32 protein-coding genes are annotated in these 25879 nt (G+C 34.2%); 24 read left to right on the top strand and 8 right to left on the bottom strand.

Going from position 1 to position 25879, the window contains the following annotated elements:
- Positions 1 to 24: 24 nt before the first annotated feature.
- The 5 genes from KDN24_RS14140 to KDN24_RS14120 all read left to right on the top strand — a co-directional run bounded on the left by KDN24_RS14140 (position 25) and on the right by KDN24_RS14120 (position 4697).
- Positions 25 to 1002 carry a YncE family protein gene (locus KDN24_RS14140; protein ID WP_409973632.1) on the top strand — a complete coding sequence of 326 codons (978 nt, stop codon included), beginning with the start codon at positions 25 to 27 and terminating at the stop codon, positions 1000 to 1002.
- Positions 1002 to 1682 carry a response regulator transcription factor gene (locus KDN24_RS14135; RefSeq protein ID WP_409973633.1) on the top strand — a complete coding sequence of 227 codons (681 nt, stop codon included), beginning with the start codon at positions 1002 to 1004 and terminating at the stop codon, positions 1680 to 1682. Before KDN24_RS14140 ends, KDN24_RS14135 begins: the two co-directional genes overlap by 1 nt.
- Positions 1679 to 3082: a sensor histidine kinase gene (locus KDN24_RS14130; protein ID WP_409973634.1), complete on the top strand. Its 1404-nt coding sequence runs from the start codon at positions 1679 to 1681 to the stop codon at positions 3080 to 3082. Before KDN24_RS14135 ends, KDN24_RS14130 begins: the two co-directional genes overlap by 4 nt.
- 18 nt (positions 3083 to 3100) lie before the next feature.
- The gene (locus KDN24_RS14125) at positions 3101 to 3559 is read left to right on the top strand and encodes a FixH family protein (RefSeq protein ID WP_409973635.1); all 459 of its coding nucleotides are present in this window, start codon (positions 3101 to 3103) and stop codon (positions 3557 to 3559) included.
- Positions 3560 to 3950: 391 nt separating this feature from the next.
- Entirely contained in the window at positions 3951 to 4697 is a 747-nt protein-coding gene (locus KDN24_RS14120) for a YkwD family sporulation-associated protein (protein ID WP_409973636.1), read from the top strand.
- Between the two features lie 80 nt (positions 4698 to 4777).
- Here KDN24_RS14120 and KDN24_RS14115 read toward each other — a convergent pair whose 3' ends face one another.
- Complete coding sequence (locus KDN24_RS14115) at positions 4778 to 5239, bottom strand: Hsp20/alpha crystallin family protein (RefSeq protein WP_409973637.1); 462 nt, start codon at positions 5237 to 5239, stop codon at positions 4778 to 4780.
- 198 nt (positions 5240 to 5437) lie between these two features.
- On the opposite strand from KDN24_RS14115, the gene KDN24_RS14110 reads away from it, so the two are divergent.
- On the top strand, positions 5438 to 6220 hold the full coding sequence (locus KDN24_RS14110) for an SDR family oxidoreductase (protein WP_409973638.1): 783 nt from the start codon (positions 5438 to 5440) through the stop codon (positions 6218 to 6220).
- A gap of 172 nt (positions 6221 to 6392) precedes the next feature.
- A complete protein-coding gene (locus tag KDN24_RS14105) occupies positions 6393 to 6551 on the top strand; it encodes a hypothetical protein (RefSeq protein ID WP_409973639.1) in 159 nt (52 codons plus the stop codon).
- A gap of 93 nt (positions 6552 to 6644) precedes the next feature.
- On the opposite strand, the gene KDN24_RS14100 is transcribed toward KDN24_RS14105, so the two are convergent.
- From KDN24_RS14100 to KDN24_RS14090, 3 genes are all read right to left on the bottom strand, one after another.
- Entirely contained in the window at positions 6645 to 7208 is a 564-nt protein-coding gene (locus KDN24_RS14100; protein ID WP_409973640.1) for a GNAT family N-acetyltransferase, read from the bottom strand.
- A gap of 309 nt (positions 7209 to 7517) precedes the next feature.
- Complete coding sequence (gene uptA, locus KDN24_RS14095; RefSeq protein ID WP_409973641.1) at positions 7518 to 8111, bottom strand: undecaprenyl phosphate transporter UptA; 594 nt, start codon at positions 8109 to 8111, stop codon at positions 7518 to 7520.
- A gap of 14 nt (positions 8112 to 8125) precedes the next feature.
- Positions 8126 to 8905: an undecaprenyl-diphosphate phosphatase gene (locus KDN24_RS14090; RefSeq protein ID WP_409973642.1), complete on the bottom strand. Its 780-nt coding sequence runs from the start codon at positions 8903 to 8905 to the stop codon at positions 8126 to 8128.
- Positions 8906 to 9192: 287 nt separating this feature from the next.
- Here KDN24_RS14090 and KDN24_RS14085 point away from each other — a divergent pair, with 287 nt between their 5' ends.
- The 4 genes from KDN24_RS14085 to KDN24_RS14070 all read left to right on the top strand — a co-directional run bounded on the left by KDN24_RS14085 (position 9193) and on the right by KDN24_RS14070 (position 11514).
- Positions 9193 to 9516 (top strand): DUF4870 domain-containing protein, encoded by a 324-nt coding sequence (locus KDN24_RS14085; RefSeq protein WP_409973893.1) that lies wholly within the window; start codon positions 9193 to 9195, stop codon positions 9514 to 9516.
- Positions 9517 to 9632: 116 nt separating this feature from the next.
- The gene (locus KDN24_RS14080) at positions 9633 to 9833 is read left to right on the top strand and encodes a PLD nuclease N-terminal domain-containing protein (RefSeq protein WP_409973643.1); all 201 of its coding nucleotides are present in this window, start codon (positions 9633 to 9635) and stop codon (positions 9831 to 9833) included.
- Entirely contained in the window at positions 9833 to 10741 is a 909-nt protein-coding gene (locus KDN24_RS14075; protein ID WP_409973644.1) for an ABC transporter ATP-binding protein, read from the top strand. Before KDN24_RS14080 ends, KDN24_RS14075 begins: the two co-directional genes overlap by 1 nt.
- Entirely contained in the window at positions 10738 to 11514 is a 777-nt protein-coding gene (locus tag KDN24_RS14070; RefSeq protein ID WP_409973645.1) for an ABC transporter permease, read from the top strand. The genes KDN24_RS14075 and KDN24_RS14070 overlap by 4 nt, the downstream gene beginning before the upstream one ends.
- 71 nt (positions 11515 to 11585) lie before the next feature.
- Here the strand turns inward: KDN24_RS14070 and KDN24_RS14065 are convergent, their stop codons facing one another.
- Positions 11586 to 12146 (bottom strand): YdcF family protein, encoded by a 561-nt coding sequence (locus KDN24_RS14065; protein ID WP_409973646.1) that lies wholly within the window; start codon positions 12144 to 12146, stop codon positions 11586 to 11588.
- A gap of 93 nt (positions 12147 to 12239) precedes the next feature.
- On the opposite strand from KDN24_RS14065, the gene KDN24_RS14060 reads away from it, so the two are divergent.
- The 3 genes from KDN24_RS14060 (at position 12240) to KDN24_RS14050 (ending at position 15086) form a co-directional block, all read left to right on the top strand.
- Positions 12240 to 13022, top strand: a complete 783-nt coding sequence (locus tag KDN24_RS14060; protein ID WP_409973647.1) for a hypothetical protein — start codon at positions 12240 to 12242, stop codon at positions 13020 to 13022.
- A 101-nt stretch (positions 13023 to 13123) separates the two neighbouring features.
- Positions 13124 to 13699, top strand: coding sequence for a TlpA disulfide reductase family protein (locus tag KDN24_RS14055; protein ID WP_409973648.1), 576 nt, complete (start codon positions 13124 to 13126; stop codon positions 13697 to 13699).
- Between the two features lie 139 nt (positions 13700 to 13838).
- Positions 13839 to 15086, top strand: a complete 1248-nt coding sequence (locus tag KDN24_RS14050) for an EAL and HDOD domain-containing protein (protein ID WP_409973649.1) — start codon at positions 13839 to 13841, stop codon at positions 15084 to 15086.
- Positions 15087 to 15171: 85 nt separating this feature from the next.
- On the opposite strand, the gene KDN24_RS14045 is transcribed toward KDN24_RS14050, so the two are convergent.
- Complete coding sequence (locus tag KDN24_RS14045) at positions 15172 to 17010, bottom strand: DNA ligase D (protein WP_491348486.1); 1839 nt, start codon at positions 17008 to 17010, stop codon at positions 15172 to 15174.
- A gap of 114 nt (positions 17011 to 17124) precedes the next feature.
- On the opposite strand from KDN24_RS14045, the gene ku reads away from it, so the two are divergent.
- From ku to KDN24_RS14020, 5 genes are all read left to right on the top strand, one after another.
- Positions 17125 to 17964 carry a non-homologous end joining protein Ku gene (gene ku, locus KDN24_RS14040; protein ID WP_409973650.1) on the top strand — a complete coding sequence of 280 codons (840 nt, stop codon included), beginning with the start codon at positions 17125 to 17127 and terminating at the stop codon, positions 17962 to 17964.
- 187 nt (positions 17965 to 18151) lie between these two features.
- Entirely contained in the window at positions 18152 to 18352 is a 201-nt protein-coding gene (locus tag KDN24_RS14035; protein ID WP_491348051.1) for a cold-shock protein, read from the top strand.
- A 291-nt stretch (positions 18353 to 18643) separates the two neighbouring features.
- Entirely contained in the window at positions 18644 to 20083 is a 1440-nt protein-coding gene (gene cshA / locus KDN24_RS14030) for a degradosome RNA helicase CshA (protein WP_409973651.1), read from the top strand.
- Positions 20084 to 20187: 104 nt separating this feature from the next.
- Positions 20188 to 20388, top strand: coding sequence for a cold-shock protein (locus KDN24_RS14025; RefSeq protein ID WP_409973652.1), 201 nt, complete (start codon positions 20188 to 20190; stop codon positions 20386 to 20388).
- A 58-nt stretch (positions 20389 to 20446) separates the two neighbouring features.
- Positions 20447 to 20851 (top strand): cytosolic protein, encoded by a 405-nt coding sequence (locus KDN24_RS14020; protein WP_409973653.1) that lies wholly within the window; start codon positions 20447 to 20449, stop codon positions 20849 to 20851.
- A 15-nt stretch (positions 20852 to 20866) separates the two neighbouring features.
- Here the strand turns inward: KDN24_RS14020 and KDN24_RS14015 are convergent, their stop codons facing one another.
- Positions 20867 to 21163: a DUF6509 family protein gene (locus tag KDN24_RS14015; RefSeq protein WP_409973654.1), complete on the bottom strand. Its 297-nt coding sequence runs from the start codon at positions 21161 to 21163 to the stop codon at positions 20867 to 20869.
- Between the two features lie 310 nt (positions 21164 to 21473).
- Between KDN24_RS14015 and KDN24_RS14010 the strand changes: the two genes are divergently transcribed.
- The 4 genes from KDN24_RS14010 to KDN24_RS13995 all read left to right on the top strand — a co-directional run bounded on the left by KDN24_RS14010 (position 21474) and on the right by KDN24_RS13995 (position 24554).
- On the top strand, positions 21474 to 21680 hold the full coding sequence (locus KDN24_RS14010) for a cold-shock protein (protein ID WP_409973894.1): 207 nt from the start codon (positions 21474 to 21476) through the stop codon (positions 21678 to 21680).
- A 195-nt stretch (positions 21681 to 21875) separates the two neighbouring features.
- Positions 21876 to 22547 (top strand): response regulator transcription factor, encoded by a 672-nt coding sequence (locus KDN24_RS14005; RefSeq protein WP_409973655.1) that lies wholly within the window; start codon positions 21876 to 21878, stop codon positions 22545 to 22547.
- On the top strand, positions 22547 to 23944 hold the full coding sequence (locus KDN24_RS14000) for a sensor histidine kinase (protein ID WP_409973656.1): 1398 nt from the start codon (positions 22547 to 22549) through the stop codon (positions 23942 to 23944). The genes KDN24_RS14005 and KDN24_RS14000 overlap by 1 nt, the downstream gene beginning before the upstream one ends.
- Positions 23945 to 24164: 220 nt before the next feature.
- The gene (locus tag KDN24_RS13995; protein ID WP_409973657.1) at positions 24165 to 24554 is read left to right on the top strand and encodes a hypothetical protein; all 390 of its coding nucleotides are present in this window, start codon (positions 24165 to 24167) and stop codon (positions 24552 to 24554) included.
- A gap of 52 nt (positions 24555 to 24606) precedes the next feature.
- Here KDN24_RS13995 and KDN24_RS13990 read toward each other — a convergent pair whose 3' ends face one another.
- On the bottom strand, positions 24607 to 25098 hold the full coding sequence (locus KDN24_RS13990) for a DoxX family membrane protein (RefSeq protein WP_409973658.1): 492 nt from the start codon (positions 25096 to 25098) through the stop codon (positions 24607 to 24609).
- 325 nt (positions 25099 to 25423) lie between these two features.
- On the opposite strand from KDN24_RS13990, the gene KDN24_RS13985 reads away from it, so the two are divergent.
- On the top strand, positions 25424 to 25648 hold the full coding sequence (locus KDN24_RS13985) for a hypothetical protein (protein ID WP_409973659.1): 225 nt from the start codon (positions 25424 to 25426) through the stop codon (positions 25646 to 25648).
- Positions 25649 to 25879: the final 231 nt, after the last annotated feature.

Raw genomic sequence — 25879 nt, 5'->3', positions numbered from 1 at the left:
AAATGGTAATTGAAGGAGAAAAATATGCGGGTATTTGTTCGAATTTTATTGTTTATACTCGCTGCTCTATTACTTACATCATGTTCGGATAAAAAATTTCCTACTATTTCAGAGGAAATTTCTATTGCAGCGACTATTAATATTAAAGAAATGACTATTTCATTTATAGATCTAGATAAAGAAGAAAAGATTGCTGATTGGAAAATGGATAAACCTTATACAGGTGCTCTTATTCTTCCTGATGGGAATACAATCATCATGTTCGGCAAACAAGTTGATACGGTTGATCTCTACTCCCTTAAAGAAGGAAAATCAATTGGTAGTTGGAAAACAGGAAAAGGAATTGTGAACGGAAAATTACTCCGATCGGATGAGGAAATTGCCTTAGTTGACCAAAAACTAAATAAAATTCGCTTTTTTAATCTTCATGGAGAAGAAACAGGAAATGTCAGCACTGAGCAAAATCCACTTACAATATTAGAAGCCAAAAAAAGTCAGAAGCTTTATGTTCTTAGTTTTAATAAAGCACAGTTAACAGTTATTGATTTAAAAAATAAAGAAAAATTGACAGGTTTTCAAATTCACCCTTCTGCCGCTGGAGCATGGATTAATGAGAATGCAAATGAAATTTGGATTGGTGGACATGGTCAAGGTGCAGAAATCGAACAAAATATTCATGTATATGATTTAGATACAGGCACTTTAAAATTAAAAATTCCTGCGCCATTTATGCCGATTAATTTTCTCGGAAAAAATAATCAAGTATTTGTACTAAGTCATGGTTCCAGCAAATTATATAAACTGGACTATGAAGGAAATATTATTGATTCTGTCATTATTGGTTCAAATCCGTTTGAAATCGTTTTTTTCGGTGAATATGTCGTGATTGCTGGCTATGATAGTAATGATCTACATATTGTTAATCCTGACAGTTTAAAAATTATTAAAACTATTCCAGTTGGCAAAGGACCTTTTCAAATCGTGTTAAGGGAGAGAAAGTGATGGGAAAGACAAACATTTTAATCATAGATGATGAAGCCGATATGAGGCATCTCGTTGAGATGTATCTTGAAAATTCAGGTTTTTGTTGCCAACTGGCTAGTGGTGGGCCGGAAGCATTAGCCATTTTGGAAAACGAGTCAATAGATTTAATTCTTCTTGATATTATGATGCCTGGTGAGGATGGATATCGAGTTTGTTCAAAAATAAGAACGAAACATGAAATTCCCATCATTTTTTTATCAGCTAAAGGTGAAGAATGGGATAAAGTAAAAGCACTTCAGCTTGGCGGGGATGATTATATTGTTAAGCCATTCAGTCCAGGGGAAATGATTGCCAGAATTCACGCAGTCTTAAGAAGAACGAAAAACACAAAAAATGACGCTCAAATGATTAAAATTGGGAAAATTGTGATTGATCGCATGGCTAGAAGTGTGTTCGTCGATCATGACACGATTTCATTAACTTTAAAGGAATTTGAATTATTGATTTTTTTAGCCGACCATTATTCCCAAGCTTTAAGCCGCGAGCAGCTGCTTGAGCATATATGGGGGATGGATTACTATGGAAGTTTGAGGACAGTCGATACTCATATTAAAACATTAAGAATGAAGCTTGGTGTAGGAGATTATATACAAACTGTATGGGGAATCGGCTATAAATTCGAGGCTCCTGCAGAATGAGGTTGATTACGGATAGTCTCGCTAAAAAACTCTGGTTAATCATTACTTTAACGATCGTCGTCACCATTCTTTATTCCTATTTGTTATCATATCTCTTTTACGAAAAATTATATGTGAATAATGTAGAAGTATCCTTGCTCGAAGAGGGAAATCGATTAGCCGCTGAATATGCGGGTGGTCCGTTAACAGATGAATTAAAAGATAAAATAGAGTGGTATAGCACAAAAACAAATTCAGAAATATTTGTCGTTAACAATCCACGTGAATTAAGCGCCTGTCTTCCTTTTGAAATAGATTATGAAACATTGATTAGTGGAACTGAAAGAGAAGAGCTTCTAAAAGGCAATTCGATTAAGAAAACAGGGTATGAGGAAAGATTTGATCGAAAAATTATGGCTGTTATTGTTCCATTACTAGATGAGAATCGGCTTGAAGGTATTATTTATTTGTATATCCCACTAGCAAAAATATCAGAGGTAACCACCGATTTTTCTTATTTATGGCTGATTGCAGCACTATTATTCTCAGTTGTTGCGATTTTTTTAGGAACAATTATTGTACGTAGGTTGACAAAGCCATTAGTAGCGATGAAACATGCTGCCGGTCAAGTTTCGAAAGGGGATTATTCTGTCACCATTGAAAATAATTCAAAAGATGAAATTGGACAGCTTGCTAATGCTTTCAATCAAATGTCTGATTCGATTCGTAAAGAAGATGAACGAAAAAAGGAATTTCTTGCGAATGTTTCGCATGAATTAAGAACCCCTATTAGTTATGTGAAAGGATACAGTGAGGCATTAGTGTCAGGTTTAGTAAAAACGGAGGAGGATAGTAAAAAATATTTAAACTTAATTCATCGTGAAGCAGGAAGAATGGAAAGGCTAGTTGGAGATCTACTCGATCTTTCGAAACTTGATACAGATGAATATCGCCTGGAGAAAATGCCTCTCCCGCTTGCACAACTAATTGAAGATTCCCTTCAAAAATACATCGAAACATTTCAAGAGAAGAACTTGAAACTGCATTGTGATCTTGATCCTGATATAATAATTGATGGGGATGAAGGGAGAATTGAACAGGTACTCCAAAATATTGTAGATAATTCACTGCGATATACAGAAAAAGGAGAAATCAACATTTTACTTTATAAAGTGGATGAAGGGTGCTGCATCACAATTACAGATACTGGAAGAGGTATTCCTGAGGATGATTTGCAGAAAATAAAACAGCGATTTTACCGTGTAAATAAAGGAAGAACTAGGAATGATGGGGGAAGTGGTTTAGGACTTGCGATTGCTGACCAGCTTATTAATCTTCATAGTGGCACCATATCAATTACAAGTAAAGTTGGAAAAGGCACAACTGTACAAATTAAACTTCCTACCATTAATATTGATTAAAGGAGTATGTCTTTCGTTATGAAGAAACTACTATTGGTGTTTGTATTTTTATTAATGTCATTACTTACAGTTGCTTGTTCACAAGGAAGCATTGATGAGGAGCCGCAATTTCTTGATGTTAACTTGACGATTAATCCTGAGAAAGCTGAAGTGAACGAGCCTGTTTTATTTGAGGCAAAAGTTACATATGGGGAAGAAAAAGTGACAGATGCGGATGAAGTGAAGTTTGAAATTTGGCGTGCGAATGATGAAGAACATGAGAAAATTGTTGTCGAACATACTGAAAATGGAATTTATCGATTAGAGAAAACTTTTACGGAGGAAGGAACATATTATGTATACTCCCATGTAACTGCACGCAATATGCATAATATGCCGAAGAAGGAATTCGTAATCGGACAGCCAAGTGAGCCTGAAGGTGATACCTCCTCTGCAGAAATGAACGAAAATAATGAGCATGATGATCATAATGAATAAGTGAGGCAAGTAAAAAAAGCAGCCAATTGGCTGTTTTTTTAGTGAAAAGAAACATTAATAATGTAATATGACCGTAATAAAAGTAAAATTTGATGGCTTTAAAAAATCCTGTCAATATTGATTTATTAGTATTAAAATGGAACCTTCCATATGAATCTTCCATGGATGGAAATTATATCTGTAGCCATTCTAAGAACTATAATTTTTATCAAACTCTTATGTGAGAAGGATTTATCTATTTTTATATAAATGTATTTTTATATATGATAGTCAGTATTCTAGTAAAATGTTATTTTCCTCCATAAATATTACAAAAATCCTATGTTATGATGATTATGCAAGTTAAACAACATCAACTAAACTATTAAAACAACAGGGAGGATGTTATTATATGAACAAAAAAATGTTATTTACAGTAGCAGCTGCAGCAGCATTACTAGTTTCAAATCCAGGGGTAAATAAAGCGGACGCAGCTTCAAATTGTCCAACACCTCAACCGGTTAAAGTGAATTATTCTCAATATTCAAATATTAATTATGACCAAATAAATAATATGCTTCAAAAATATTTAAAAAACTATAATATTCAATGGAACTTTAATCAAAATAATAAGCAGCCTGTCCAACAGCAGCCAACTCAAAAGCCAATTCAGCAAAAGCCTGTACAACAACAACCAGCTCAAAAGCCAGTTCAACAAAAGCCTGTCCAACAGCAGCCAACTCAAAATACTCAAAAACCATCAACACCTGTTTCTTCATCAGTTAGTGCATATGAACAAAAGGTAGTTGAATTAACAAATGCTGAGCGTGCAAAATATGGTGTACCAGCTTTAAAGCTTGATGAGAATTTAAGTAAAGTTGCTCGTACAAAATCTAGTGATATGAAAGCGAAAGGTTATTTTGACCATACAAGCCCAACTTATGGTTCACCATTCGACATGATGAAGCAATTTGGTATTTCATATAGTAGTGCCGGTGAAAACATTGCAATGGGTCAACGTTCTCCAGAAGAAGTTGTAAATGCTTGGATGAACAGTGAAGGCCACCGTAAGAATATTTTAAATGCTAGCTTTACACATATTGGTGTTGGCTATGTAGCGGATGGAAACTACTGGACTCAAATGTTTATCGGAAAATAAATAGAATCTAATTTCAATAGGTTGTTAAATGAAGTTATTCTAGCGTGAAGAGCAGTTCCAATTATTGGGGCTGCTCTTCATTATGTTTCAGTGATATCAATTTCAGAGTATTGCATATCAATATTTTTAGGAATTCTAATTTCGAGTATTCCATCTTTAACATGGGCAGTTGTTCCTTTCCTTTTCACTAGTGCTGGGAGCGTAATCGTATGTTTGTCTTCAAATTTAGGAATATGTTCAATAATCATCTGATTTGAAGTGTGAAATAGTCTCATGTTTTTTAACCACTCTTCGTCCTTAATTTCTAATCTTACATACACATTTTCATGCGTCTCAAACACAGATGCCGGGAAAGCAGAAGGTGGAGGTGAAAATTGTTCAGCTTTTCCGTTAAAGTTTTGATTGTTCATGATCTTTTGCATTTGCTCAGGTAACATTTGGCCCATCATATTTTGGATATAGTGATTAATTTCTTCAGGTTTTATTTGCTCCATCATTTTTTTCATATCTTTATTAAAAGGGAATCGGCTCCAAGGAAACATTAGCAATCATCCTTTCGAAAAATGAAAGCTAAACAAATGGAAAGTAAAGCTTCATTTATTTGTATCCTATGCGAATTTTTGCCTATCTGTTAAAGGAAATTTCCAAAAAAAACTCATGATGATTCTTTTCATTTGCATATATTAGCTGTAATTAATAGTATATTGTTAATATTACATTTTACAATGAGGGGTATGTATGTGAGAGAAAAAACGGCTTTAATAACGGGGGGAGCAACAGGGATAGGAAGAAGAACTGCTTTTCAACTAGCTGCTAGTGGCATTAATGTAATTATGAATTATCGCAAGAGCAAAGAACGAGCAGAGTCTCTTGCACACGAATTATCAAATACATTTGGTACGGAAAATATGGTTGTAGAAGGGGATATAACAAAATCAACTGACTGTAAGATAATCGTTTCTAAAGCAATGTCAGCTTTTTCTTCGATTGACATATTCATTCATAATGCCGGCCCTTATATACATGAAAGGAAGGCAATGACAGATTATTCAACGGAAGAATGGAATTATGTAATAAATGGAAATTTAAATGCTGTCTTTTATTTATCGAAATTAATCATTCCAGAAATGCGTAAAAATAAATGGGGGCGAATCGTGACAGTTGGATTTGACCGAGTAGAGACAGCTCCTGGCTGGATTTATCGTTCTGCTTTTGCTGCCGCAAAAAGTGGAGTGGCCTCATTAACAAAAACAATCGCTATTGAAGAAGCAAAACATGGAATTACGGCAAATATGGTATGTCCAGGTGATATTACAGGGGATTGGAAAGAAAGGAATATTGCAGATGCCATCTATGCAAGAGACAAAAATTCTCCAGTTGGACGACCAGGGACTGGTGAAGATATCGCAAGAGTTATTTCTTTTCTAATTGACGAAAAGTCTAGTTTTATTACAGGTAGTGTGATTCCAGTAACCGGTAGCAAGGATGTATTAGGAAAAGTCTTTAGAAATGAAGAACATTAAAAGTAAGGAGGGAAAGAGTCATATTCTTTCCCTTTTTTTATTATATTGTTTTGGATATTATGGTGATCTTGTGAACTTTGAAAATGAACGAATGAAAATAAATAATTTTGTTCACTATAAATATAACGACAATTGGCTCTATACCTATGTATTTGTATAAGGAGTGAGGAAAATGAGCTTTCAATTAAATAGAATTAATCCGAATCAAACTCAAGTGCATTTTCATGATGGACGTTTTGAAACACTCACGAATGAGGAACTAGATGAGCTAATGGTTCAGATGGGAATGAATCCAATTATTGATGAACAAGATTATCATATGACGAATTAGAAAAAAGAAACCGGCAAAAATGCCGATTTCTTTATTTGAACGTATAACTTTAGACCGCAAGAGTGGTCTAAAATATCCTTTTTAGGCTCAACATTACGCTTCCATTAATTGAGTAGACTCTTGAGTAATGGCAGCACCTTCACGCATAACATAAAGTGAATATAAGTCTTTCGGAATTTCAAATAGATTGTAAATGGGTCCGTTGGCATTTAATTGTTCGTAAATGGATTTTCTTGTTTCATTAGCTAAAATAACATATGGAAGCTTGATTGCGGCTTTATATGAGCGAATATTCTCTTTTCTAATCCGCATAAAAATCGTTTCGATCCCAGCCTCATAAAAAAGTTCATTAAAAAACGCATCTTTCGCTAATTTATTATATCCTTTTCCGTGGTAAGGTTTTCCAAGCCATGTGCCTAAAAAACCAGCATGATCTTGAATATCATATAAATTAATTGTTCCAACCGGAGTGCCCCATTCATCAAGAATTGTACGTGAAATGATTTCACCACGTTCCTCTGCCTCGATCGTTTGTTTTGTTGTAAAGACAAACTCATCATAGGAATATGCTTTTTGGCGCACGAAAGGAAAGACATCTGGATGTACCATTAAATCATATAAAGCATGGCATTCGAAAAAGTCACGTTTCTTGAGCATAGGTTATCCCTCCAAATGAGGACAGTCCTACTCTATGCCATTAGAGTATTCGGTCCACCCTCGAAATTTTTTGAAAATGCCTAAAAAATTTCGGGGTGGGAATCGAACCCACTAGAACCAGTATAATACTGGTGGCGCACCATTTGCCTTCCCTATATTTATCGTCGATGTAAATAAAAAATATTTTACTGAAAGTATAATACTAAAAAATAAGAGAAAATGAAATAGCTTTTTTATAAATATTTTTTGCGTTTTTGTGTCAATTTTCAACAATAAATTTACACACATGTCATTTTTGATAAAGTTGAGCTATCCTTGCTTTTCTTTCCGTTTTTTATAGAAAAAGTAGATGAGAATTGAGAGGAAAGCTAATAAAATAATGGGCATTAAAACCGGTCTTGCATATTCTTTAATTTCACCCCAATGATTGCCAAGCTGAATGCCAAGCAGCAAAAACAAAACGGTCCAAGGAACCATGGCCGCAATTGTGTAATAGATAAACGTAGAAAGAGACATTTTCGCTATGCCAGCAGGGATTGAAATGGCATGTCGAATGACTGGAATAAACCTAGCTGTAAAAATAACACCTGTACCGTATTTTTTAAACCATTGCTCAGACGCATCTATATGAGATTTCTTGATTAAAAGGAATTTTCCGTATTTATCTAGTACTGGCCTGCCACCATAAAGTCCAAGCCAATAAAGGAAAATTTGTGCGAAGGTTCCACCAATGACGCCAGCTAAAAAGGCACCCCAAAAATTTATTTTGCCGATGCTTACTAAATAGCCTCCATAGCTTAAGACAATCTCACTCGGGATAACTTCAATCATTAATCCAAATGCAATCCCGATATAGCCCAATTCAGCTAAAAATTCAAAAATGGTTTGAATGAAATCCTGCATGATGAAACCCCTTTTCAAAAAACATGAGTCATTTGCAAAATGAGGACTAATATTCCTACAGTCCAAACATAAATAGCAAATATTTTTAGAGATTTTCTTTTTAGAAAATTAATCATCCATACTACAGCGATATAGCCGAATATTGCGGAGGATAGTGTCGCGACAAAAAGGCTTGTAAATGATATGAATTCAATTTGACCAACAGCCATTTCTTTGAACTGAAGAATTATGCCTCCTGCAATGACTGGAATTGATAGCAGAAATGAAAAATAAGCAGCTGTTTCTCGATCAAGCTTTCTAAATAATCCAGCTGCAATGGTAAGCCCAGAGCGAGAAACGGCTGGGAAAATGGCGGCAGCTTGAAAACTTCCAATAAATAAGGCATCTTTATACGTAAGATTGTCCATTTTTTTGGCTCCATGCTTAAAATGATCAGCCATCCAAAGTATGAAGCCAGTAAAGATAAATTCCCATCCTATCGTAACGCCTGTTTTAGAGATCGATTCAAAAAGATTGCTGAACAAAAATCCGACAAGTACTGCTGGAATTGTACCTACAATGAGTAGGATGGAAAGCTTTCCAAACGGATTTTTTATTATTTGTACCAGTTCATTTTTATAAACGACAAGAACAGCAAGTAAAGTCCCAATGTGCAGCATTGTATCTAAAAAAAGCCCAGCCTCATCAAGTCCAAATAAATGCCGGCCTAAATATAAATGTCCAGTACTTGAGATTGGAAGAAATTCAGTTAATCCTTGAATAATTCCAAGGATGAAAGCTTCAAATTTAGACATCAAATAGCATCAACCTTTCATTATGTAATCTAATAACCTTAAAAGGAAGCTTGTCTATAAAAAGTGTATTCAATTGGCTACAAACAAGAACTTAAATCATGAGAATCTAGGGATAAGTTTAAAATATTTATTAAATATATCAGCTTGTATAATATTTTTTTAAGATTACAATAATAATATGAAACATTATGCCTCTTCAAGCGTACATAATATCGTAATGAGAAATTATTTTTATTTTCATTATTCACAAATGAAGGAGGTAATGAAGATTGGAGGAATATGATAAAATGGCTTCAAGGGATGATAGACTTTTAGCAGCAGCTATTTACGTTTCAAGCTTTTTTACAATATTTATTGGCCCACTAGTCATTTGGTTAATTAAGAAGGACGAATCTCCGCTCGTTGACTATCATGGGAGGGAGTATTTTAATTTTCTTATTTCTTATTTTGTTTATGGCATTATTGGCTTTATATTAGCATTTGTTCTAATCGGATTTGTCCTATTATGGCTTTTAGGCGTGTTTGCATTTGTTTTTACCATTATTGCAGCAATCAAAGCCTTCGATGGACAAGAATACAGAATTCCATTCGTTTTTAGAATAATTCGTTAAGGTTCAAAAGCTTAGGAGAACGCTCCTAAGCTTTTTTCTATGAAAAAATGAACGATTTCCTTTCTTAGTCGTCTTATAGAAGGAATCATCATTAAACAATAGAAAGGAACATGAAAATGGAGATTTTACAAGAAATCAATTGGCTGCTTTTTGCACCATTCATCGTTATCCAGTTTATTCTTATGGTTGTTGCTCTCATTGATTTAATTCGTAATGAAAAAACAAACGGTCCAAAATTATTATGGGTATTTGCTATTTTATTTATTAGCATTATTGGTCCAGTTTTGTATTTTATTGTTGGAAGGAGAAGTCATTAATGGAGGTAGTAAAGGTAAAAAATCTTAAAAAGCAATTTTCTGATCTTGAAGTAATAAAGGGTTTAGACTTTATATTGAAGAAAGGAAGATGTGTTGCTTTACTAGGAGCGAATGGTGCTGGTAAAACGACAACACTGCAAATGTTATCTGGAATGATGAAACCAACATCAGGAAGCATTGAGTTTTCAAGCATGAAATCAGGGGAGGATTTTCGAAAATTGATTGGTTATTTACCACAGCATCCTGTTTTTTACGATTGGATGACAGGTCGTGAATTTCTCGAATATGCAGGAAAGCTGGCAGGTTTACAAAAAAAAGAGGCAAAGGAACGGACGACTGAACTGCTTGAACTTGTTGGCCTTTCAGAAGCAAAAAATCGTCGTATTGGTAAATATTCTGGAGGGATGAAGCAGCGGCTAGGAATTGCACAAGGAATTATTCATCGGCCATTATTAGTCATGCTTGACGAGCCAGTTTCCGCACTTGATCCTTTTGGAAGAAGAGAAGTGCTTGAGCTTTTGGAACAACTTAAGAAAGAAACAACGATTCTCTTTTCTACTCATATATTAAATGATGCAGAAGAAGTCTGTGATGAAATTCTTTTTCTTCATAAAGGCAAAATAGTTGAATCAGGTACGATGGATGAACTACGAGATAAACATCAACAAGCAAAGATCGATCTTATCTTTCGGGGAAAAACAGAAGGCTATGTAGAGCAAATGTCTTCACTTTTTAACATTCAGTCCGTCACTTATGATGGCAATAAAGCAAGTATTTTCGTAGACAATATTGAGCATGCGAGAAAAATATGTCTTCAAGAGCTAGCTGAAAAGAATTGGCCGATCATTAAATTTGAGATTAGTAGTACAAGTTTAGAAGATGTTTTTATGAAGGTGGTGCAAAAATGAATCAATGGATTACACTGTTCAATAAGGAAATGCTTGAAATGTCAAGAAACTTTAAATGGATTTGGGTGCCAATCGTATTTATTTTAATTGCTATACAAGAGCCGTTAACTCTGTATTATTTGCCTCAAATCATCGAGTCTTTTGGCGGATTGCCTGAAGGTGCTGTCATTGAAATGCCAGTCCCAGCAGCTAGTGAAGTGTTAGTAGCGATATTAGGACAATTTAACACTTTAGGTATTTTAGTTATTGTGCTTGGTTCGATGGGATTAATTGCAGCTGAACGGAAGAGTGGTGTAGCTGGCCTTATTTTGGTTAAACCTATTTCTTATACCTCTTACGTTACTTCAAAATGGGCAGGGGCAATGGTTTTGTTATGGGTTTCTTATTTTATTGGCTATATTGCTTCCTGGTATTATGTTGTCATTCTTTTTGAGATGGTCCCATTTGCGGATTTTTTCCAGTCATTTATTTTAAATGGCCTATGGCTTTCATTCGTCTTGACGATTTCAATATTTTTTAATTCAATCTTTAAATCACCAGGTGCTGTTGGTTTTATTTCAATTGCTGTTGTGATTATTTTAAGTCTTATTAGTAGCACGTTTTCCCAGTGGCTAAAATGGAGCCCATCTTTGATGTCATCCTATACAAGTCTATTTCTCATGAACAAGCAGCTGCCAACTGAGACATTCCCTGCTGTTATTGTTTCGTTAGCAGCAATCTTGATTTTGCTTGTAGGAAGTATCTCCATTCTTCGCAAAAGGGAGCTTGTTTAATAAAAAGATTTCCGGGAACCCCTCATTATTTGAGGGGTTTAACTAGGTTGGCATATTTTTAGGTCTGTTCATCATTTTGGTCCAAATAGCTTCATTTTCATAATAGCTGCATATTCTCGAATAAAAAGTTGGGTTTTTACAACGGAAGGTGTTTCAGCAGCCAAAGGATATCCATGAATGTCTACTTTGTTTGCAAGAGAAATGGCGCGATAGAGGTGAAAATCATTGCTGACAATAACAGCTTGCTCAATTTGAAAAAGTTCTTTCGTGAATTTTACATTTTCATATGTCGATGTTGAACGCTCTTCTTTTAAAATTCGCTCTTCGTCTATTCCATTTTCAAGAAAATAGCGTGCAAGTGCTTCCGCTTCTGTTATATTTTCTCCATCCCCTTGTCCTCCCGTCGCGATTACTATCGTCTCAGGATTGTCATTTAAATACTGTAGTGCCTTTTGTGCACGATATAAAAAGCTCAGTGACATTTCTTCACCATTTACTTTAGCCCCGAGGACGATCAAGTATGGAATTCCTTGAGGAGGAGATTGTTGTGCTGTTTTTAATATTTGTATATGTAAGATAGAAATAACTATGATTGGGACAATAATCATAACGAAAAGAAACCATTTTTTCATATTTTTCCCCCTATAAATCATCTTTGTTTATGTAGCTTAATAGAATAGAAGAGACTCTATTAAGTTATATCATATCAATAGGGAGATTTGAAAATGAACATTCAGCAATATTATCAAAAATCGGCAGTCATTGCATTAAATGCAAGCCTTATTGCTCTTATTCCCCCATTTATTCTCGCCATTTACGGAATCATTATCATGCATAATCGTTTGTTAATCTTAACTATCATTCCTTTTCTCGCTTATAGTATTGTTTGCTATCACTGTTATTTAATAAATGAAAGTCGTTCGAAAGAAATTACAGAGCAAATTAGAAATGGCGAGCAGACAAGAAAGCTACTACAAATAGATGATGTAATGATTGCATTTCTACCAGCCCCATCATTAAGAATGATTATTTTTGAAAAGGACGGCAAGCAGGTTGGAGAAGTGAAAGATTTAAAAAATTGGACGATCCGGTGGTACCTTCCATATTTTTTAGACAATTTATTAAAGAGAAATTATGGCGTTTATGATGAAACAAATCGTTTAATTGCTATTTATACATTTAAAAAAAATCGGATTGAAGTCATGAGGCTAGATTGTAAACAGATTATAAATATTGATATTTATCGCAATCATCATGCTGAAACGGTTTTTACGTATGACCAGAGTATATTGACGGTTAAACAATCAGCTCTATTTATGGACTATCAAATTTTTCGTGAGTTGCAGATGATTAGCCGCGTTAGAAAAGGGTGGCTGCCTGTAGAGTGGGGGAAGAGATTTAAAGATCCTAATACGCCAATACTTTCATTTGAGAAAGAGCTTACTGATGAGGAAAGATTAGTTCTACTAGCAATTATTTCAGAACGATTTCGTTATTCAAATCATTAACTTGTATTTATTAGGTTCGAATGGTTTTATGCAGATTTATAGAATCAGTAAAATGAATATTGTATGATAATTTTATATAAGTCTTTTTAAGAGGTGTAAAAGTGAAGAAATTTTTATTGATAGCAGCAGTTATTGTTCTTGTATTATTTATGATTGATAAAGTAATTCTAAAAGACAAAGGGATAGTTAAACAGCTTGAGCAGGCAGAGAAGTTTGAAAAAATTCAAAATCCGAATGAGCTGCCAATCGGTTTAAAGGAAGGGGATCGGTCTCCTGATTTTGAACTGATTGATTTAGATGGAAATCCAATCAAGCTTAGCGATTTTAAAGGAACGCCTGTCTTTCTAAATTTTTGGGCAAGCTGGTGTGGCCCATGTAAGGCAGAAATGCCTCATATGGAAAAACTATATGCGGAGAAAAAGGACGGTGACTTTGAGATTCTTGCTGTAAATGTTACAACATCGGAAAAAAATATTAGCCATGTCGAAAAATTCGTTGCAGATTACGGATTAACATTTCCAATCCCACTCGATGAAAAAGGGAGTGTAGCACATCAATATGAAATTATTGGCTATCCAACAAGTTTTTTTATTGATTCTGATGGAGTAATTAGGAGTAAAGCACTAGGTCCGTTAAATGAAGAAGAAATGAAACAGCGGATAAAGCGATTGCCATAGTGAAAGCTGCAACATTAGTGAATAGTGTTGCGGCTTTTTATTTTCGCTTAACTACACATTTCGACAACATTGTCAAAAATCTATTGTTTATAATAAGAGTTGTGTGAAAGTTGGAAGAAATCTTTCGGAGGGTAGAAAAATGGAGGTTTTTGTTGCAAGGCAGCCAATCTTTAATGTTAATGAAGATGTTTTTGGTTATGAGCTTCTTTATCGAAGCAGCCAAAAAGTAAATGCATTTCCAAATATTGATGGAGATCAGGCAACTGCTGAATTAATTATCAACAGTTTTTTAAATATTGGGATAGATAGACTCTCAAATGGTAAACCTTGCTTTATTAATTTCACAGAGAATTTGCTAAAACTTAGGCTTCCAACCTATTTTAGGCCTCTAGAAATTGTTGTTGAAATTCTTGAGTCAGTTGAACCGAGTGAAGAGATGATTGAAATCTGTAAAGAGTTAAAAGGACAGGGGTATTCAATAGCACTAGATGACTTTGTCATTGATGAAAAGAATCCACATTCGAATGAGTTATTAAAATATATTGACTTTGTTAAAATTGATTTTATTCATACTCCGAAGAAGATGCGAGAGAAAATTGAAAAGCTAGCAAAATTACTAAATATAAAAATGGTTGCTGAAAAGGTCGAGACGAGAGAGGTATTTGAAGAGGCGAAAAAACGGGGTTATCATTTTTTTCAAGGATACTTTTTTTCGAAGCCAACGATCCTTTCAACTCGTGATGTGCCAACCTATTTCCATTCATATTATGAAATGATTCAAAATTTATCAATGGATGATCCTTGTATTGAACGAATTACGGAATTGATTGAGAAGGATATTTCCTTATCTTATAAATTGCTTAAGCTCATAAATTCTCCAGCTTACCGACCAAAACAAAAAATTAACTCGATCAGACAGGCAGTTATCTTACTCGGACTTATTGAATTGCAAAAGTGGATTTATGTACTTGCTGTCCGTGAGTCAACAATTGAAAAACGAAATATCTCACAAGAAATAATCTCATTAAGCTTAACAAGGGCAAAAATGTGTGAAGAACTTGAGCGGCTTAGATGTAAAACTGCGCCTTCTTCAAGTTTCTTTATGACCGGTATGTTTTCAATGATGGATACGATCTTAAGTTTGCCGATGAAAACGATTCTGAAAGATTTACCTCTTGCTGATGATATATGTGAAGCGTTATTAGGTGGTCAAAATCAAATAAAAGATGTTCTTGATTTAGCGCTCGCTGTCGAAAAAGCAGAGTGGGTGGTTATAAGTGAGAAATGCAGAGATTTATGTATTGAAGAAAAAGACTTATTTAAAGTGTATGCTGAATGTCTGAATTGGGCGACTGACCATGTATTAAATGAAAAAGAAGTTTATTAATAACAAAAATATCGATATTAAACAAATCTCCCTGTAGGGCAACTTTTAAAGTTCTGTCAAGAATTACGCCCCACAGGAGATTATGTTAGTTTTTATGATAATCATTTTGTAAAAACGATATAACAGGTGAGAAATGTTGCTTTTTTTTAGCCTCTTCATAATGGTGAAATGGATCTCCATTATTATTTATCCTTTTTAATACACTTTGAATATGAAAATCCTCTATTTTTAATCTTTCATTTACTTCATCCCAATATAAAGGTGTTGCAATGGTAGCCTCTTTCGTACCTCGAGCTGAATAGGGGGCTATGATTGTTTTTCCTTCAGCATGCTGTAAATAATCGACATAAAGACGGCCTTTGCGATTTTTTTTCATTCTTTCAATTGTAAAAAATCTTGGTTCTTTTGATATTAAATATTCAGCTATAAAAGTTGTAAATAATCTTGTTTCCTCATACGTATATTCATTTTCCTGTAAAGGTAAATAAATTTGCAATCCTTTATTGCCAGAAGTTTTTATAAAGCTTATTAAATTTAGGTCATCAATTACTTCTTTAATGAGAAGGGCAGCTTTAATTGCTAGTTGAAATTCATCTCTTGAGGGTGGATCTAAATCAAATACAATTTCACTCGGTCTAGTACTCGTTATCGTTTGAAAAGGAATATGATATTCGAAAGCTAACTGATTACCAAGCCATAATAGCGTATTTAAATGATTGCAAACGATATAATTAATGCCATCTTTGACATAAGTTTCAACAAATTTTGGTGCATAATCTGGACAGTTTTTTTGATAAAATGGTTCACCAAATATTCCATGTGGGTAACGAATAACAGTTAATAATCGCTCCTTCAAAAAAGGAAGCATGTAAGGAGAGATTTCTTGTAGGTAATGAATATAATCAATTTTCCGAACAGCTGGACGCTCCCATAACTGTTTGTCAGGATGTGTGATTTCAATTTGATTAGTAATATTATTCTGTTGTGTAATGAAATGATCAAGCGTGCATTGTTCAGGTTTTATATTTAATAGAAATTGATGAAAATGTGGCTCTCGCATTTGCTCTTGATACATTTCTAAATATTTTAACTCTATACAAATAGCCGGCTCTACATAGATGAAGTTTTTATCTTCTTTCATTTTATTGTTTTTAATAATTTGTAAAAGGGCCTTTTTCTCGTCTGGTTTAAGTCCAAATAGAAATTGGCCAATAGAATAGATTTTCTTATGTTCAAATACACCTGCATGGAAGTAACCGTTTGATTTTTCATAAGCTGTGATGAAACACGAAACGTATTTCCAATTTTTGTATTTAACCCATAAATTCGTTCTTTTTCCTTCTTCCCACTTACTTTTTATTTGCTTCGCCACTATTCCCTCACCATTATAGAGCACTATATTCTCCCATAATTTCTGAAAATCATGATAAGAAGGGATAAGTTGAAGTAATTTTTTGTTTTGCTCATTTGGTTGAAGTGGGAGAGTACATTTTGAACATAACTCTGTTAATTCTTCCTTTCTTAATTCGTATGTTTTGTTGAGAAGCGAGTTTCCGTTAATCATTAAACAATCAAATAGGAGAAGATGGCACGGGGATAACTGAGCTTGTTCAGCAATCCTATTGTCAGACCTCATTCTCCCTCTTACTTGAATCGACTTAAAGTTCGCTTTGAATTGGTTTTCAAGTGAGACTAATTCTCCATCAAGCACTAATGGTAAAAATGGGGTGAACTTTTCCTTGTTTTTTTCAAGAAAAGCTTGAATTTCTGGAAATAGCTTTAATAAATGTTTGCCATTCCGACTTATTAATGAAATCTCTTTATCCCAATGAAGGATTGCTCTATAACCGTCATATTTAACCTCATACAACCAATCTTTACCCTCAGGTATTTCGAAGGAAAGACTAGGGAGCATCGGTTTCATCATATATTCACCACTCTTACTTAATTAATTGTATTTACGAATTAGATTTACCAAATTTACATGTATGATTCCGACTCTTTCACATAAATTAAGAAAAAAGATTGGAGATAGATTATGCACACAATGTGGAAAGGAAGCATTAGTTTCGGACTTGTTAATATTCCAATTAAACTTCATGCTGCTACAGAAGATAAGGATATAAAATTAAGACAGCTTCATAAAGAATGTCATTCCCCAATTAAATATGAAAAAAAATGCCCAGTCTGTGATGTTGAAGTAAACCAAGAGGAGATCGTAAAAGCTTATGAATATGTGAAGGGGAAGTTTGTTGTTCTTGAAGAGGAAGACTTAGAAAAATTGAAAAAAGAAAATGAAGATAAAGCGGTTGAAATCGTCGATTTTGTAAAAATGGAGCAAATAGACCCGATCTATTTCGACCGCAGTTACTATATGTCACCTGGTGATGGAGGAAGCAAAGCTTATTCATTATTGCGAAAAGCATTAGTTGAATCCGAAAAAGTTGGAATAGCGAAGCTCATTATCCGTTCAAAAGAACAGATGGCCGTTCTCCGAGTGTTTGAAAATACGCTTGTAATGGAAACCATACATTACCCAGATGAGGTTAGAAATGCCCTTGATGTGCCGAATATTCCATCAGAGGACAAGGTGACAAAAAAAGAAATCGATACGGCCATTCTGTTAATTGACCAATTGACTGCTAATTTTGAACCAGAAAAATATACGGACGAATATCGAAGTGCATTGTTAGAGCTTATCGAATTAAAACGTGACGGGAAAGAGTATGTTACTTCTGCCAAGAAAGAAGCAGCCACAAATGTAACCGATTTAATGGCTGCACTCCAAGCTTCAATTGATCAAACAAAACAACCAAAACAAGCTGCAAAAAAGAAGCGTACTTCAGCAAAAACGAAGGGAAAAAAGGAAGCATTGTAATCACAAGAAAGATTTGACTTATCCAATACGATCAGATATTATTTAAATAACGCTGTAATGTTCGTTATATATATTTTTAGGATAAGTGGTCGTAGCTGCAATGAGATGTAGGCGATATTAACGACCTTTTTTGTTTAAGTTTATATATGAAAGACTTATGGTGAACATATTTTTGGAGGTAACAAACATGAACTCAGGTAAAGTTAAATGGTTTAACGCAGAAAAAGGATTCGGATTCATCGAGTCTTCAGAAGGCCAAGATGTATTCGTACACTTTTCAGCTATCCAATCTGAAGGTTTCAAAACTTTAGAAGAAGGTCAAGAAGTAACTTTCGAAATCGTTGAAGGTAACCGTGGACCTCAAGCTGCTAACGTTAACAAAGCATAATTTTTGCTAAAAAGTGGTGATGCATGTCATTCATGCATCACTTTTTTACGTTATTTTCTCCACTTTGTATTCTTCATTCATTCCTCAATAGAGAATCCATCTATTGTTACCTATTTTGTTTGAATTATTTATTCGTTTTTTCTTCTCAATTAAGGTTAAAATTACCTGAAGTGAAATGTAGAAAAGAGATACAAACTGGAAATCCTATTAACGTATTGACTGATTTTAGATGAATGTGATAATTGGAAAATATTTTGAAATCAAGGTTTTATTTAAGGAGGAACAACTACTTTGACAACTTTTTCGGATTTTGGTCTTAGTAATGAACTTGTAAAAGCATTATCAAATATGGGGTTTGAAGAACCGACACCTATCCAGGCACAATCAATCCCAATTGGATTAAAGGGAAAAGATATGATCGGACAGGCACAGACAGGAACAGGAAAGACAACAGCCTTTGGTGTTCCTTTATTAGAACAAATTAATATTAATGAAGGTGTTCAAGGACTTGTCCTTGCCCCAACTAGAGAGTTGGCTGTTCAAGTAGCAGAGGAATTAAATCGTATCGGACAGGTGAAAGGAATTAAGACATTGCCGATCTACGGTGGTCAAGATATTAATCGCCAAATTCGTGGGTTAAAGAATAGACCGCAAATTATTGCGGCAACACCTGGTCGACTTATTGATCATATTGAAAGAAGAACAATACGTTTAGGCAACATCAAAATGGTCGTTTTAGATGAAGCGGATGAAATGTTAAATATGGGTTTCATTGAGGATATCGAAAGAATCCTTAGTGAAATTAAAGGTGAGCGTCAAACGATGCTCTTCTCCGCAACTATGCCGAAGAGAATTCAATCTTTAGCAGAAAAGTTTATGAAAGATCCTGAGCTTGTAAAAATTAAAGCAAAAGAAATGACAGTCAAAAATATAGAGCAGCACTATATGGAAGTTCATGAGAAACAAAAATTCGACGTATTGTGCAGTTTATTAGATATTCAATCCCCTGAGCTTGCAATTGTTTTCGGACGTACGAAAAAACGAGTAGATGAAGTAGTTGAAGGTTTAATTAAACGTGGCTATTCAGCAGAAGGGATTCACGGTGATATCCCTCAGACGAAACGTGATCAAGTAATTCGTCGTTTTAAAGAACAAACGATTGATATTATGGTCGCAACGGATGTCGCAGCTCGAGGTCTTGATATTAGTGGTGTATCACATGTTTATAATTTCGATATCCCACAGGATCCTGAAAGCTATGTTCACCGTATCGGAAGAACAGGGCGTGCAGGTAATAAAGGATTAGCAGTAACGTTTGTTTCTCCAAGGGAAATTGATCATTTGAAAATTATTGAAAATGTGACAAAAAGTAAAATTACAAAAAAACCTGTACCGACTTTTAATGATGTGCTTATTGGAAATCAGCAAGCAACCATTACTCGTTTAATGGGAATTATCGAAAAAAATGAGCACAATGATTATAAAAGAGCTGCTGAATCATTATTAGAGGATACAGACTCTGTTACGTTATTAGCCGCTGCCTTAAAATTATTAACGAAAGATCCAGACGTTACGCCTGTTAAATTAACGGCTGTCGAGCCAATTAGAGTTAGAAAGCCAAGAACAGATCGTTCTGGAGATCGAAAAAGATATAATGATCGTGGAAGAAGTACGAATCAGTCTGGAAGAGATGGTAGAGATAGAAGAAGAAATAGAACAAGAAATAAATAATATGTATAGTTGCCAAAATTATGGATAAAATCCTAAATAGTTACCTATAATAATAACTGCAAGGTAAAAATTTTATGAGTTTTTGATATTTAGGAGGATTTAGAATGGCAACAGGAAAAGTGAAATGGTTTAATGCAGAAAAAGGCTTTGGATTTATCGAGGTTGAAGGTGGCGATGATGTTTTCGTACACTTCTCTGCAATTCAAGGCGAGGGCTTTAAAACGTTAGAAGAAGGTCAAGAAGTTAACTTTGACATAGAGGAGGGCCAGCGCGGGCCTCAAGCGGTTAATGTTACAAAAATATAAGTGAAATAAAAGAGCCAAAATTGGCTCTTTTATTATGAAAAAGAGAAGGGAGAGTAATATGAAAGAATTTACAGTTAGTTTCCATAAGGAAGATCAAGTGGATGAAATGAAGGTTCAAAAATTGAGTGAAGAGGACTTTGAACGTGTTACAGAAGGTGGCACAAGACATTTATTCGAATTAGATACAAATATTGGCTTCTTTATTTATTTCGATGCAGAAGATAGTAATGGAAAAGAAACATATTTAGTTCTGCAATATGAAGAGGAAAATGAAGATCCGAGCGCATGCTATGCTTTTGAATTGAAGGACTTTTATCAGTTTGCTGCACTTCATTTGAATGATCTTGAGTTTCAAGATGAACAAATGGAAGAAGACGGGGAAGAGGAAGAATATAGCCCAATCCATCATTTGGCACATTTAATGTTCCATATCGTTGAAGAAGGGAAAAAGATTGAATTGTAAAGGAGTAGGGCAAACCTACTCCTTTTCACTGTCAACTTCTAAATAATGGTCGATACAAAATTGTGTCATCATTTTTTCTTCTTCCTCATCCAATGCAAATTCCAGAAGACCATCACTATTTAAAAAATGATAATTCAATATTTTCTTATCATCATCATTTTTATAAAAGAGAACTCGTAATTGTAAACCGTCTTCTGAAGATAGCTCATCTTCCTCATCCACTTCAAGATCTAAATAAAATTCATAGCGTTCCCCTGATAAAATGCCAGTCGGATCTTGTATATGCTCAACAGTGTAACTAATGACCTTCATTATTTTTCATCCTTTCAACTTTAACATCTTAACTTAAAATATTATACACCTTTCAAGATAGGATCGTATGATCATTTCAAAATAAAAAATGTAAGTTTTCTTTAAATAGTGAGGGATGGCTTATGATATAGCCTCTCCATTTCATTTTTGACGTGGAAGGAAATTTATGTTATACTAACAATTAAGTTGTTAAATAAGTTGCCCATATATCACTTGTTATTTAGAGTCGGTAATTTTTTTCCCTTTATTTAACAAGTGATTTTTATTTTTTTTATGGGGTCTACTTTGTAGGAGGTGCCTTCTTATGGCAATGGGATTCGGAAGGAAAAATACAGAAGAAATCAAAACAGAAGAAGTAAAGATCTGGGAGTGTACATCGGAAACATGTAACTGCTGGGTAAGAGATAATTTTAAAAGCAGTGAAAAGCCAACCTGTCCAATTTGTAAAAGTGAAATGTCATCTACTACAAGAGAACTACAAGTTGTCAATAATAATAGCATTTTTTCTAAAAGTTAACATACATGTAAGGGCGATATATTCGTCCTTTTTATTTTTTAAAAGAAAAATAATTAATATTTGGTTTGATGAACTTTAATCATATAGATGTAGAGGACCACGCTATCTTGCGTGGTTCTTTTCGAATTATACTTGGTATTAATCATTTGAGTCTTATACAATTGAATGAAGGGGCAGAAAAGAAAAGGTGAGATGATGAAAACAGTACTAGTTACAGACGATGATAAACATGTTAGATATATCGTAAAGAACTTATTAATGAAAGAAGGCTTCCGAGTGATTGAGGCTTCAAATGGAACAGAGGCATTGAAATTGCTCGAAAAAGATACATGTATACTTGCCATAGTAGATATTATGATGCCATATATGAATGGTTATGAATTAACAGAAGAAATTCGCAAAAATTATGATATTCCAGTGCTATTATTAACTGCCAAAAGTGAAATTGGAGATAAGGAAAAAGGCTATCTTTCAGGAACAGATGATTATGTTGTAAAGCCGTTTGAACCGAAAGAATTGCTATTTCGAGTAAATGCATTATTAAGAAGATATGGGAGAGCATTGGAGTCGAATATTCGAATCGGTTCTATGTATATTAATAAAAAAAGCTATGAAGTCGAATTAAGTGGAAAAACATATATTTTGCCGCTCAAAGAATTTGAACTAATATCTTATTTAGCCTCCCACCCAAATCGAGTTTTTAGTCGAAGTCAATTAATTGAGCATGTTTGGGGGATGGATTATGATGGAGACGAAAGAACAGTTGATGTCCATATTAAACGATTAAGGGAACGTTTTTCAAATACTGCTCATGATTTTTCTATTAAAACAATTAGAGGTGTTGGGTATTCCATGGAGGTTCAATAATGCGATCTCTATACGCTAAGTTTGCTGTTTCAACCATACTCATTATGTTAGTGAGTGGACTTATTTCCTTTCTGCTTTCAAATTATTACTACCAGAACACATTAAAAAAAGAAAATGATAAGAAGATTGTTAACATGGCTTTAGAAGTCGCAGATTTTATTCATGCACATGATGAGATAAACTTTAATGAATACTTTGAACATATAGGTTCCATTGGTTATCAAATTTATGTTGAAAATGAATATGGATTTAAACAATATTATGGAGCAGAATATCGCAAACATAATCTTCCGAAAGAATCTGTTCATAAAGTACTCAAAGGGGAAATTTATCATGGAATTGGTGAATTTCCACACAAAACTTTTGTGACCGGTTTTTTTGCTAATGAGCTACGTAATACAGTTGGGGTTCCTTTCAAGATTCAAGGAGAGCCCTATGCGCTATTTATTCGGCCAGATATTAAACTGCTGTTTAGTGAAATGCATGTTTTATTTGGTTGGTTAGTCGTTGGGATTATTGCTTTTAGTATTGTATTTGTCCTCATTAGCACGAAGTATCTTGTTCAACCAATCAGTCGTTTAAAGAAAGCGACAGCACTGATTGCAGACGGAGATTTTGGGATCAAACTTAAAACAAATCGACATGATGAAATAGGTGAGTTAACGTCAAGCTTTAATACGATGGCTCGAAAATTAGAAAATGTAGATGATATGAGAAAAGAGTTTATCTCAAATATTTCTCATGATATTCAGTCCCCACTGTCTAATATTAAAGGGTATATGAGACTGTTAAAAAACAGTCATTTAACAGATGAAGATAGACAATACATTGGAGTTGTAGATGCAGAAGTAAATCGTTTGTCGAATTTGACGAAGCAGTTATTGCTCTTGTCTTCAATTGATAGTAAGAAAGGCATGATGGAAACAAAAAGCTTTAATATTAGTGAACAAATCAAAAGCTTAGTAAGGCAATATCAATGGAGCCTAAGTGAGAAAGGAATTATGATGAGCTACTCACTGCCTGAAGCTTTTATCGAAGGAGACCCATCTTTACTTCATTCGGTTTGGGACAATCTTTTGACGAATGCGATTAAATATAATATTGAAAATGGGGAAATTGAAATAACGATAAATGAAACAGAACTTGAATTTATCATCACTTTTAAAGATACAGGGATAGGGATGGATAAAGATGTACTTGAACGAATTTATGACCGTTTTTATCGAGAAGATACTTCAAGAACACGCATTATCGAAGGAACCGGACTTGGCTTGTCCATAGTCGAATCGATTATTGCCATTCATAACGGTAGAATTGAAGCTACAAGTAATAAAGGAGCAGGAACGATCTTTACGGTAAGATTACCAAAAAAAAGAAATGAAAAAAGTGCTGAATAAGAGTAGCTACTCTTATGTTCTGCACTTTTTTAGTTTGTAAAGTGTTGTTCATATTCCGTTCATATTCGTAGGCTAAATTAAAGTAGGAAGGCTGAGGCTGCTAAGTTCCAACATCAATATTTTAAAGATAAGTCTTAAAGCATATTAATATCTTTAACACCATATTCATGTTTACAATGATAGTACTGGTATTTTTTACTTTTAATGGAGGCTAGAAATAATGAATCAAACTTACAGTAAACGATTGCTTAGATTATCTGCCATCTTTGCCTTTATTGGGGCATTCTTAGGATCTCATATGGCAGGAGCAGGGGATTATGCATTTCGACCCATTCATGCACACCTACTAGTTGTTGGTTGGTTAACATTGTTCGCTTGGGCTATCTTTTATAAAGTTTTTACTCCGAAAATCGGTCTATTAGCAAAACTCCATGTTAATACTGCGATTATCGGGTCGATTGGTTTAACAGGTGGAATGGCACTGTTTATCTTTAAACCAGCATTTCTCCCAAGTGTGGTAAATACGGTTTTATATATTGTCGGTGGCTCCATTTTATTACTAAGCTTTCTGTTTTTCCTTTTTTTAACATTTGCAAAAGAAGAAAAATAACAATGAAAAAGCACTTGGAATTCCAAGTGCTTTTTCATTCTAACAATTCGACTTAAGCTTGCACAGTATTCTTATTGAATGGCTTTCGAATGAGTGGAATGACAAAACGGTCTAAACCAAATTTTCCAGCATTATAACCAGCAACTAAAATAAATATTGTTAATACGACCATCTGTGCATTTGTACTTACTGTTCCAGAGAAAAGAAATGCAAAGTTCATGACAATACCGAAAAAAGCAGCTGCAGTTGTTAGACATCCGAGAATTAAACCAAGCCCTACTAAAAGCTCTCCCCATGCAACAAGAAAAGTAAATAATCCAGCATTTGGAACAGCCACACTATCTAAGAAGCTTGCCCACCAAGCTTGAACTGCTGGATGGTCACCAGATGCTTTAGCTACCGCCCCTTGAAGAAAACCTGCGGCATCAAATTCACCAAAAACTTTTTTATACCCGGCAGTAAGCCAAGAATAACCAAGATACAGTCTAATAATAGTTAACAAGCCAGCAGCAATTTGGCTTTCTCTCAACCATTTTACAAACATCCCCATCTCTTCCTTTCAAAAATATAATTATTATTACATTTATAGAATATCATGGAAATAAAAACAAAACTGCGAATTGTGATCTAAGTCACAAATTAGTAAAAGTAATTTGACAATATCATGAAATATTTCCAGTTTGCAGGATCTTATCGAATATACTCAATTGTATGAAAAATAAAGTGTGGAAATCAATTGAAAAAACATAAAATGAATTTGTCAATAAAAAATGTGCGTTAAATTTGTCAATTTTATGAACTATTCCTTGTTAAAATATTGGAAATGAATTATACTTTTTTTAAGACGCTATGTAATGGAGGGGTAAGGGATGATTCGAATTTTAGCGGCCGGAATTGGTGGCTTTATATTAGTATTTATTGAGTCTTATATTGTCCTCTACTTCAAAGGCTATCATACGATTGAATTTGGAGGAATAAGGCCGTTTGTTAATGTATGGGCGATGAACTTTTTTCTCTTGCTCACGATCTTAACACATATTAAGTTTTGGCATGATGAACGTGAGGCTGCTAGAGAAGGAGCTTCTCCAGAATAATAGGAAGAATAATGTGGCTTGTCAGGTGCTTTTTAAGCACTTTTTTTTGTTTTAAGGGAAATAATTACTCCCAAGTATATACCATTTTTAGGTAGTTTCAAGAAATTACGTGATCATATTCCAAATGAGGATGAAAGTAGAAAAAGTTGCTTGCATAAAGTTATCTAACTATTTATAATTATCATAACAAACGAAAACTTTGCTACTTTAAAATAATTTTTAATTTTACAA

This window comes from Cytobacillus sp. Bva_UNVM-123 (assembly GCF_046351715.2).
In the GTDB taxonomy this organism is placed as follows: Bacteria; Bacillota; Bacilli; order Bacillales; family Cytobacillaceae; genus Cytobacillus.
The sequence above is the reverse complement of the archived record's forward strand: the minus strand, read 5'-3'. Positions and strand labels throughout refer to the sequence as shown.

What these genes read in the sequence shown, in the direction of transcription:
- KDN24_RS14140 (WP_409973632.1), top strand. Translation starts at nt 25, where the DNA reads ATGCGGGTATTTGTTCGAATTTTATTGTTTATACTCGCTGCTCTATTA.
- KDN24_RS14100 (WP_409973640.1), bottom strand. Translation starts at nt 7,208, where the DNA reads ATGCTCAAGAAACGTGACTTTTTCGAATGCCATGCTTTATATGATTTA.
- KDN24_RS14015 (WP_409973654.1), bottom strand. Translation starts at nt 21,163, where the DNA reads ATGAAGGTCATTAGTTACACTGTTGAGCATATACAAGATCCGACTGGC.
- KDN24_RS13995 (WP_409973657.1), top strand. Translation starts at nt 24,165, where the DNA reads ATGAATCAAACTTACAGTAAACGATTGCTTAGATTATCTGCCATCTTT.
- KDN24_RS14135 (WP_409973633.1), top strand. Translation starts at nt 1,002, where the DNA reads ATGGGAAAGACAAACATTTTAATCATAGATGATGAAGCCGATATGAGG.
- KDN24_RS13990 (WP_409973658.1), bottom strand. Translation starts at nt 25,098, where the DNA reads ATGTTTGTAAAATGGTTGAGAGAAAGCCAAATTGCTGCTGGCTTGTTA.
- KDN24_RS13985 (WP_409973659.1), top strand. Translation starts at nt 25,424, where the DNA reads ATGATTCGAATTTTAGCGGCCGGAATTGGTGGCTTTATATTAGTATTT.
- KDN24_RS14020 (WP_409973653.1), top strand. Translation starts at nt 20,447, where the DNA reads ATGAAAGAATTTACAGTTAGTTTCCATAAGGAAGATCAAGTGGATGAA.
- KDN24_RS14035 (WP_491348051.1), top strand. Translation starts at nt 18,152, where the DNA reads ATGAACTCAGGTAAAGTTAAATGGTTTAACGCAGAAAAAGGATTCGGA.
- KDN24_RS14075 (WP_409973644.1), top strand. Translation starts at nt 9,833, where the DNA reads ATGGAGGTAGTAAAGGTAAAAAATCTTAAAAAGCAATTTTCTGATCTT.
- ku (WP_409973650.1), top strand. Translation starts at nt 17,125, where the DNA reads ATGCACACAATGTGGAAAGGAAGCATTAGTTTCGGACTTGTTAATATT.
- KDN24_RS14010 (WP_409973894.1), top strand. Translation starts at nt 21,474, where the DNA reads ATGGGATTCGGAAGGAAAAATACAGAAGAAATCAAAACAGAAGAAGTA.
- KDN24_RS14105 (WP_409973639.1), top strand. Translation starts at nt 6,393, where the DNA reads ATGAGCTTTCAATTAAATAGAATTAATCCGAATCAAACTCAAGTGCAT.
- KDN24_RS14080 (WP_409973643.1), top strand. Translation starts at nt 9,633, where the DNA reads ATGGAGATTTTACAAGAAATCAATTGGCTGCTTTTTGCACCATTCATC.
- KDN24_RS14060 (WP_409973647.1), top strand. Translation starts at nt 12,240, where the DNA reads ATGAACATTCAGCAATATTATCAAAAATCGGCAGTCATTGCATTAAAT.
- KDN24_RS14045 (WP_491348486.1), bottom strand. Translation starts at nt 17,010, where the DNA reads ATGAAACCGATGCTCCCTAGTCTTTCCTTCGAAATACCTGAGGGTAAA.
- KDN24_RS14130 (WP_409973634.1), top strand. Translation starts at nt 1,679, where the DNA reads ATGAGGTTGATTACGGATAGTCTCGCTAAAAAACTCTGGTTAATCATT.
- KDN24_RS14085 (WP_409973893.1), top strand. Translation starts at nt 9,193, where the DNA reads ATGGCTTCAAGGGATGATAGACTTTTAGCAGCAGCTATTTACGTTTCA.
- KDN24_RS14000 (WP_409973656.1), top strand. Translation starts at nt 22,547, where the DNA reads ATGCGATCTCTATACGCTAAGTTTGCTGTTTCAACCATACTCATTATG.
- uptA (WP_409973641.1), bottom strand. Translation starts at nt 8,111, where the DNA reads ATGCAGGATTTCATTCAAACCATTTTTGAATTTTTAGCTGAATTGGGC.
- KDN24_RS14050 (WP_409973649.1), top strand. Translation starts at nt 13,839, where the DNA reads ATGGAGGTTTTTGTTGCAAGGCAGCCAATCTTTAATGTTAATGAAGAT.
- KDN24_RS14115 (WP_409973637.1), bottom strand. Translation starts at nt 5,239, where the DNA reads ATGTTTCCTTGGAGCCGATTCCCTTTTAATAAAGATATGAAAAAAATG.
- KDN24_RS14090 (WP_409973642.1), bottom strand. Translation starts at nt 8,905, where the DNA reads ATGTCTAAATTTGAAGCTTTCATCCTTGGAATTATTCAAGGATTAACT.
- KDN24_RS14025 (WP_409973652.1), top strand. Translation starts at nt 20,188, where the DNA reads ATGGCAACAGGAAAAGTGAAATGGTTTAATGCAGAAAAAGGCTTTGGA.
- KDN24_RS14065 (WP_409973646.1), bottom strand. Translation starts at nt 12,146, where the DNA reads ATGAAAAAATGGTTTCTTTTCGTTATGATTATTGTCCCAATCATAGTT.
- KDN24_RS14125 (WP_409973635.1), top strand. Translation starts at nt 3,101, where the DNA reads ATGAAGAAACTACTATTGGTGTTTGTATTTTTATTAATGTCATTACTT.
- KDN24_RS14005 (WP_409973655.1), top strand. Translation starts at nt 21,876, where the DNA reads ATGAAAACAGTACTAGTTACAGACGATGATAAACATGTTAGATATATC.
- KDN24_RS14070 (WP_409973645.1), top strand. Translation starts at nt 10,738, where the DNA reads ATGAATCAATGGATTACACTGTTCAATAAGGAAATGCTTGAAATGTCA.
- KDN24_RS14120 (WP_409973636.1), top strand. Translation starts at nt 3,951, where the DNA reads ATGAACAAAAAAATGTTATTTACAGTAGCAGCTGCAGCAGCATTACTA.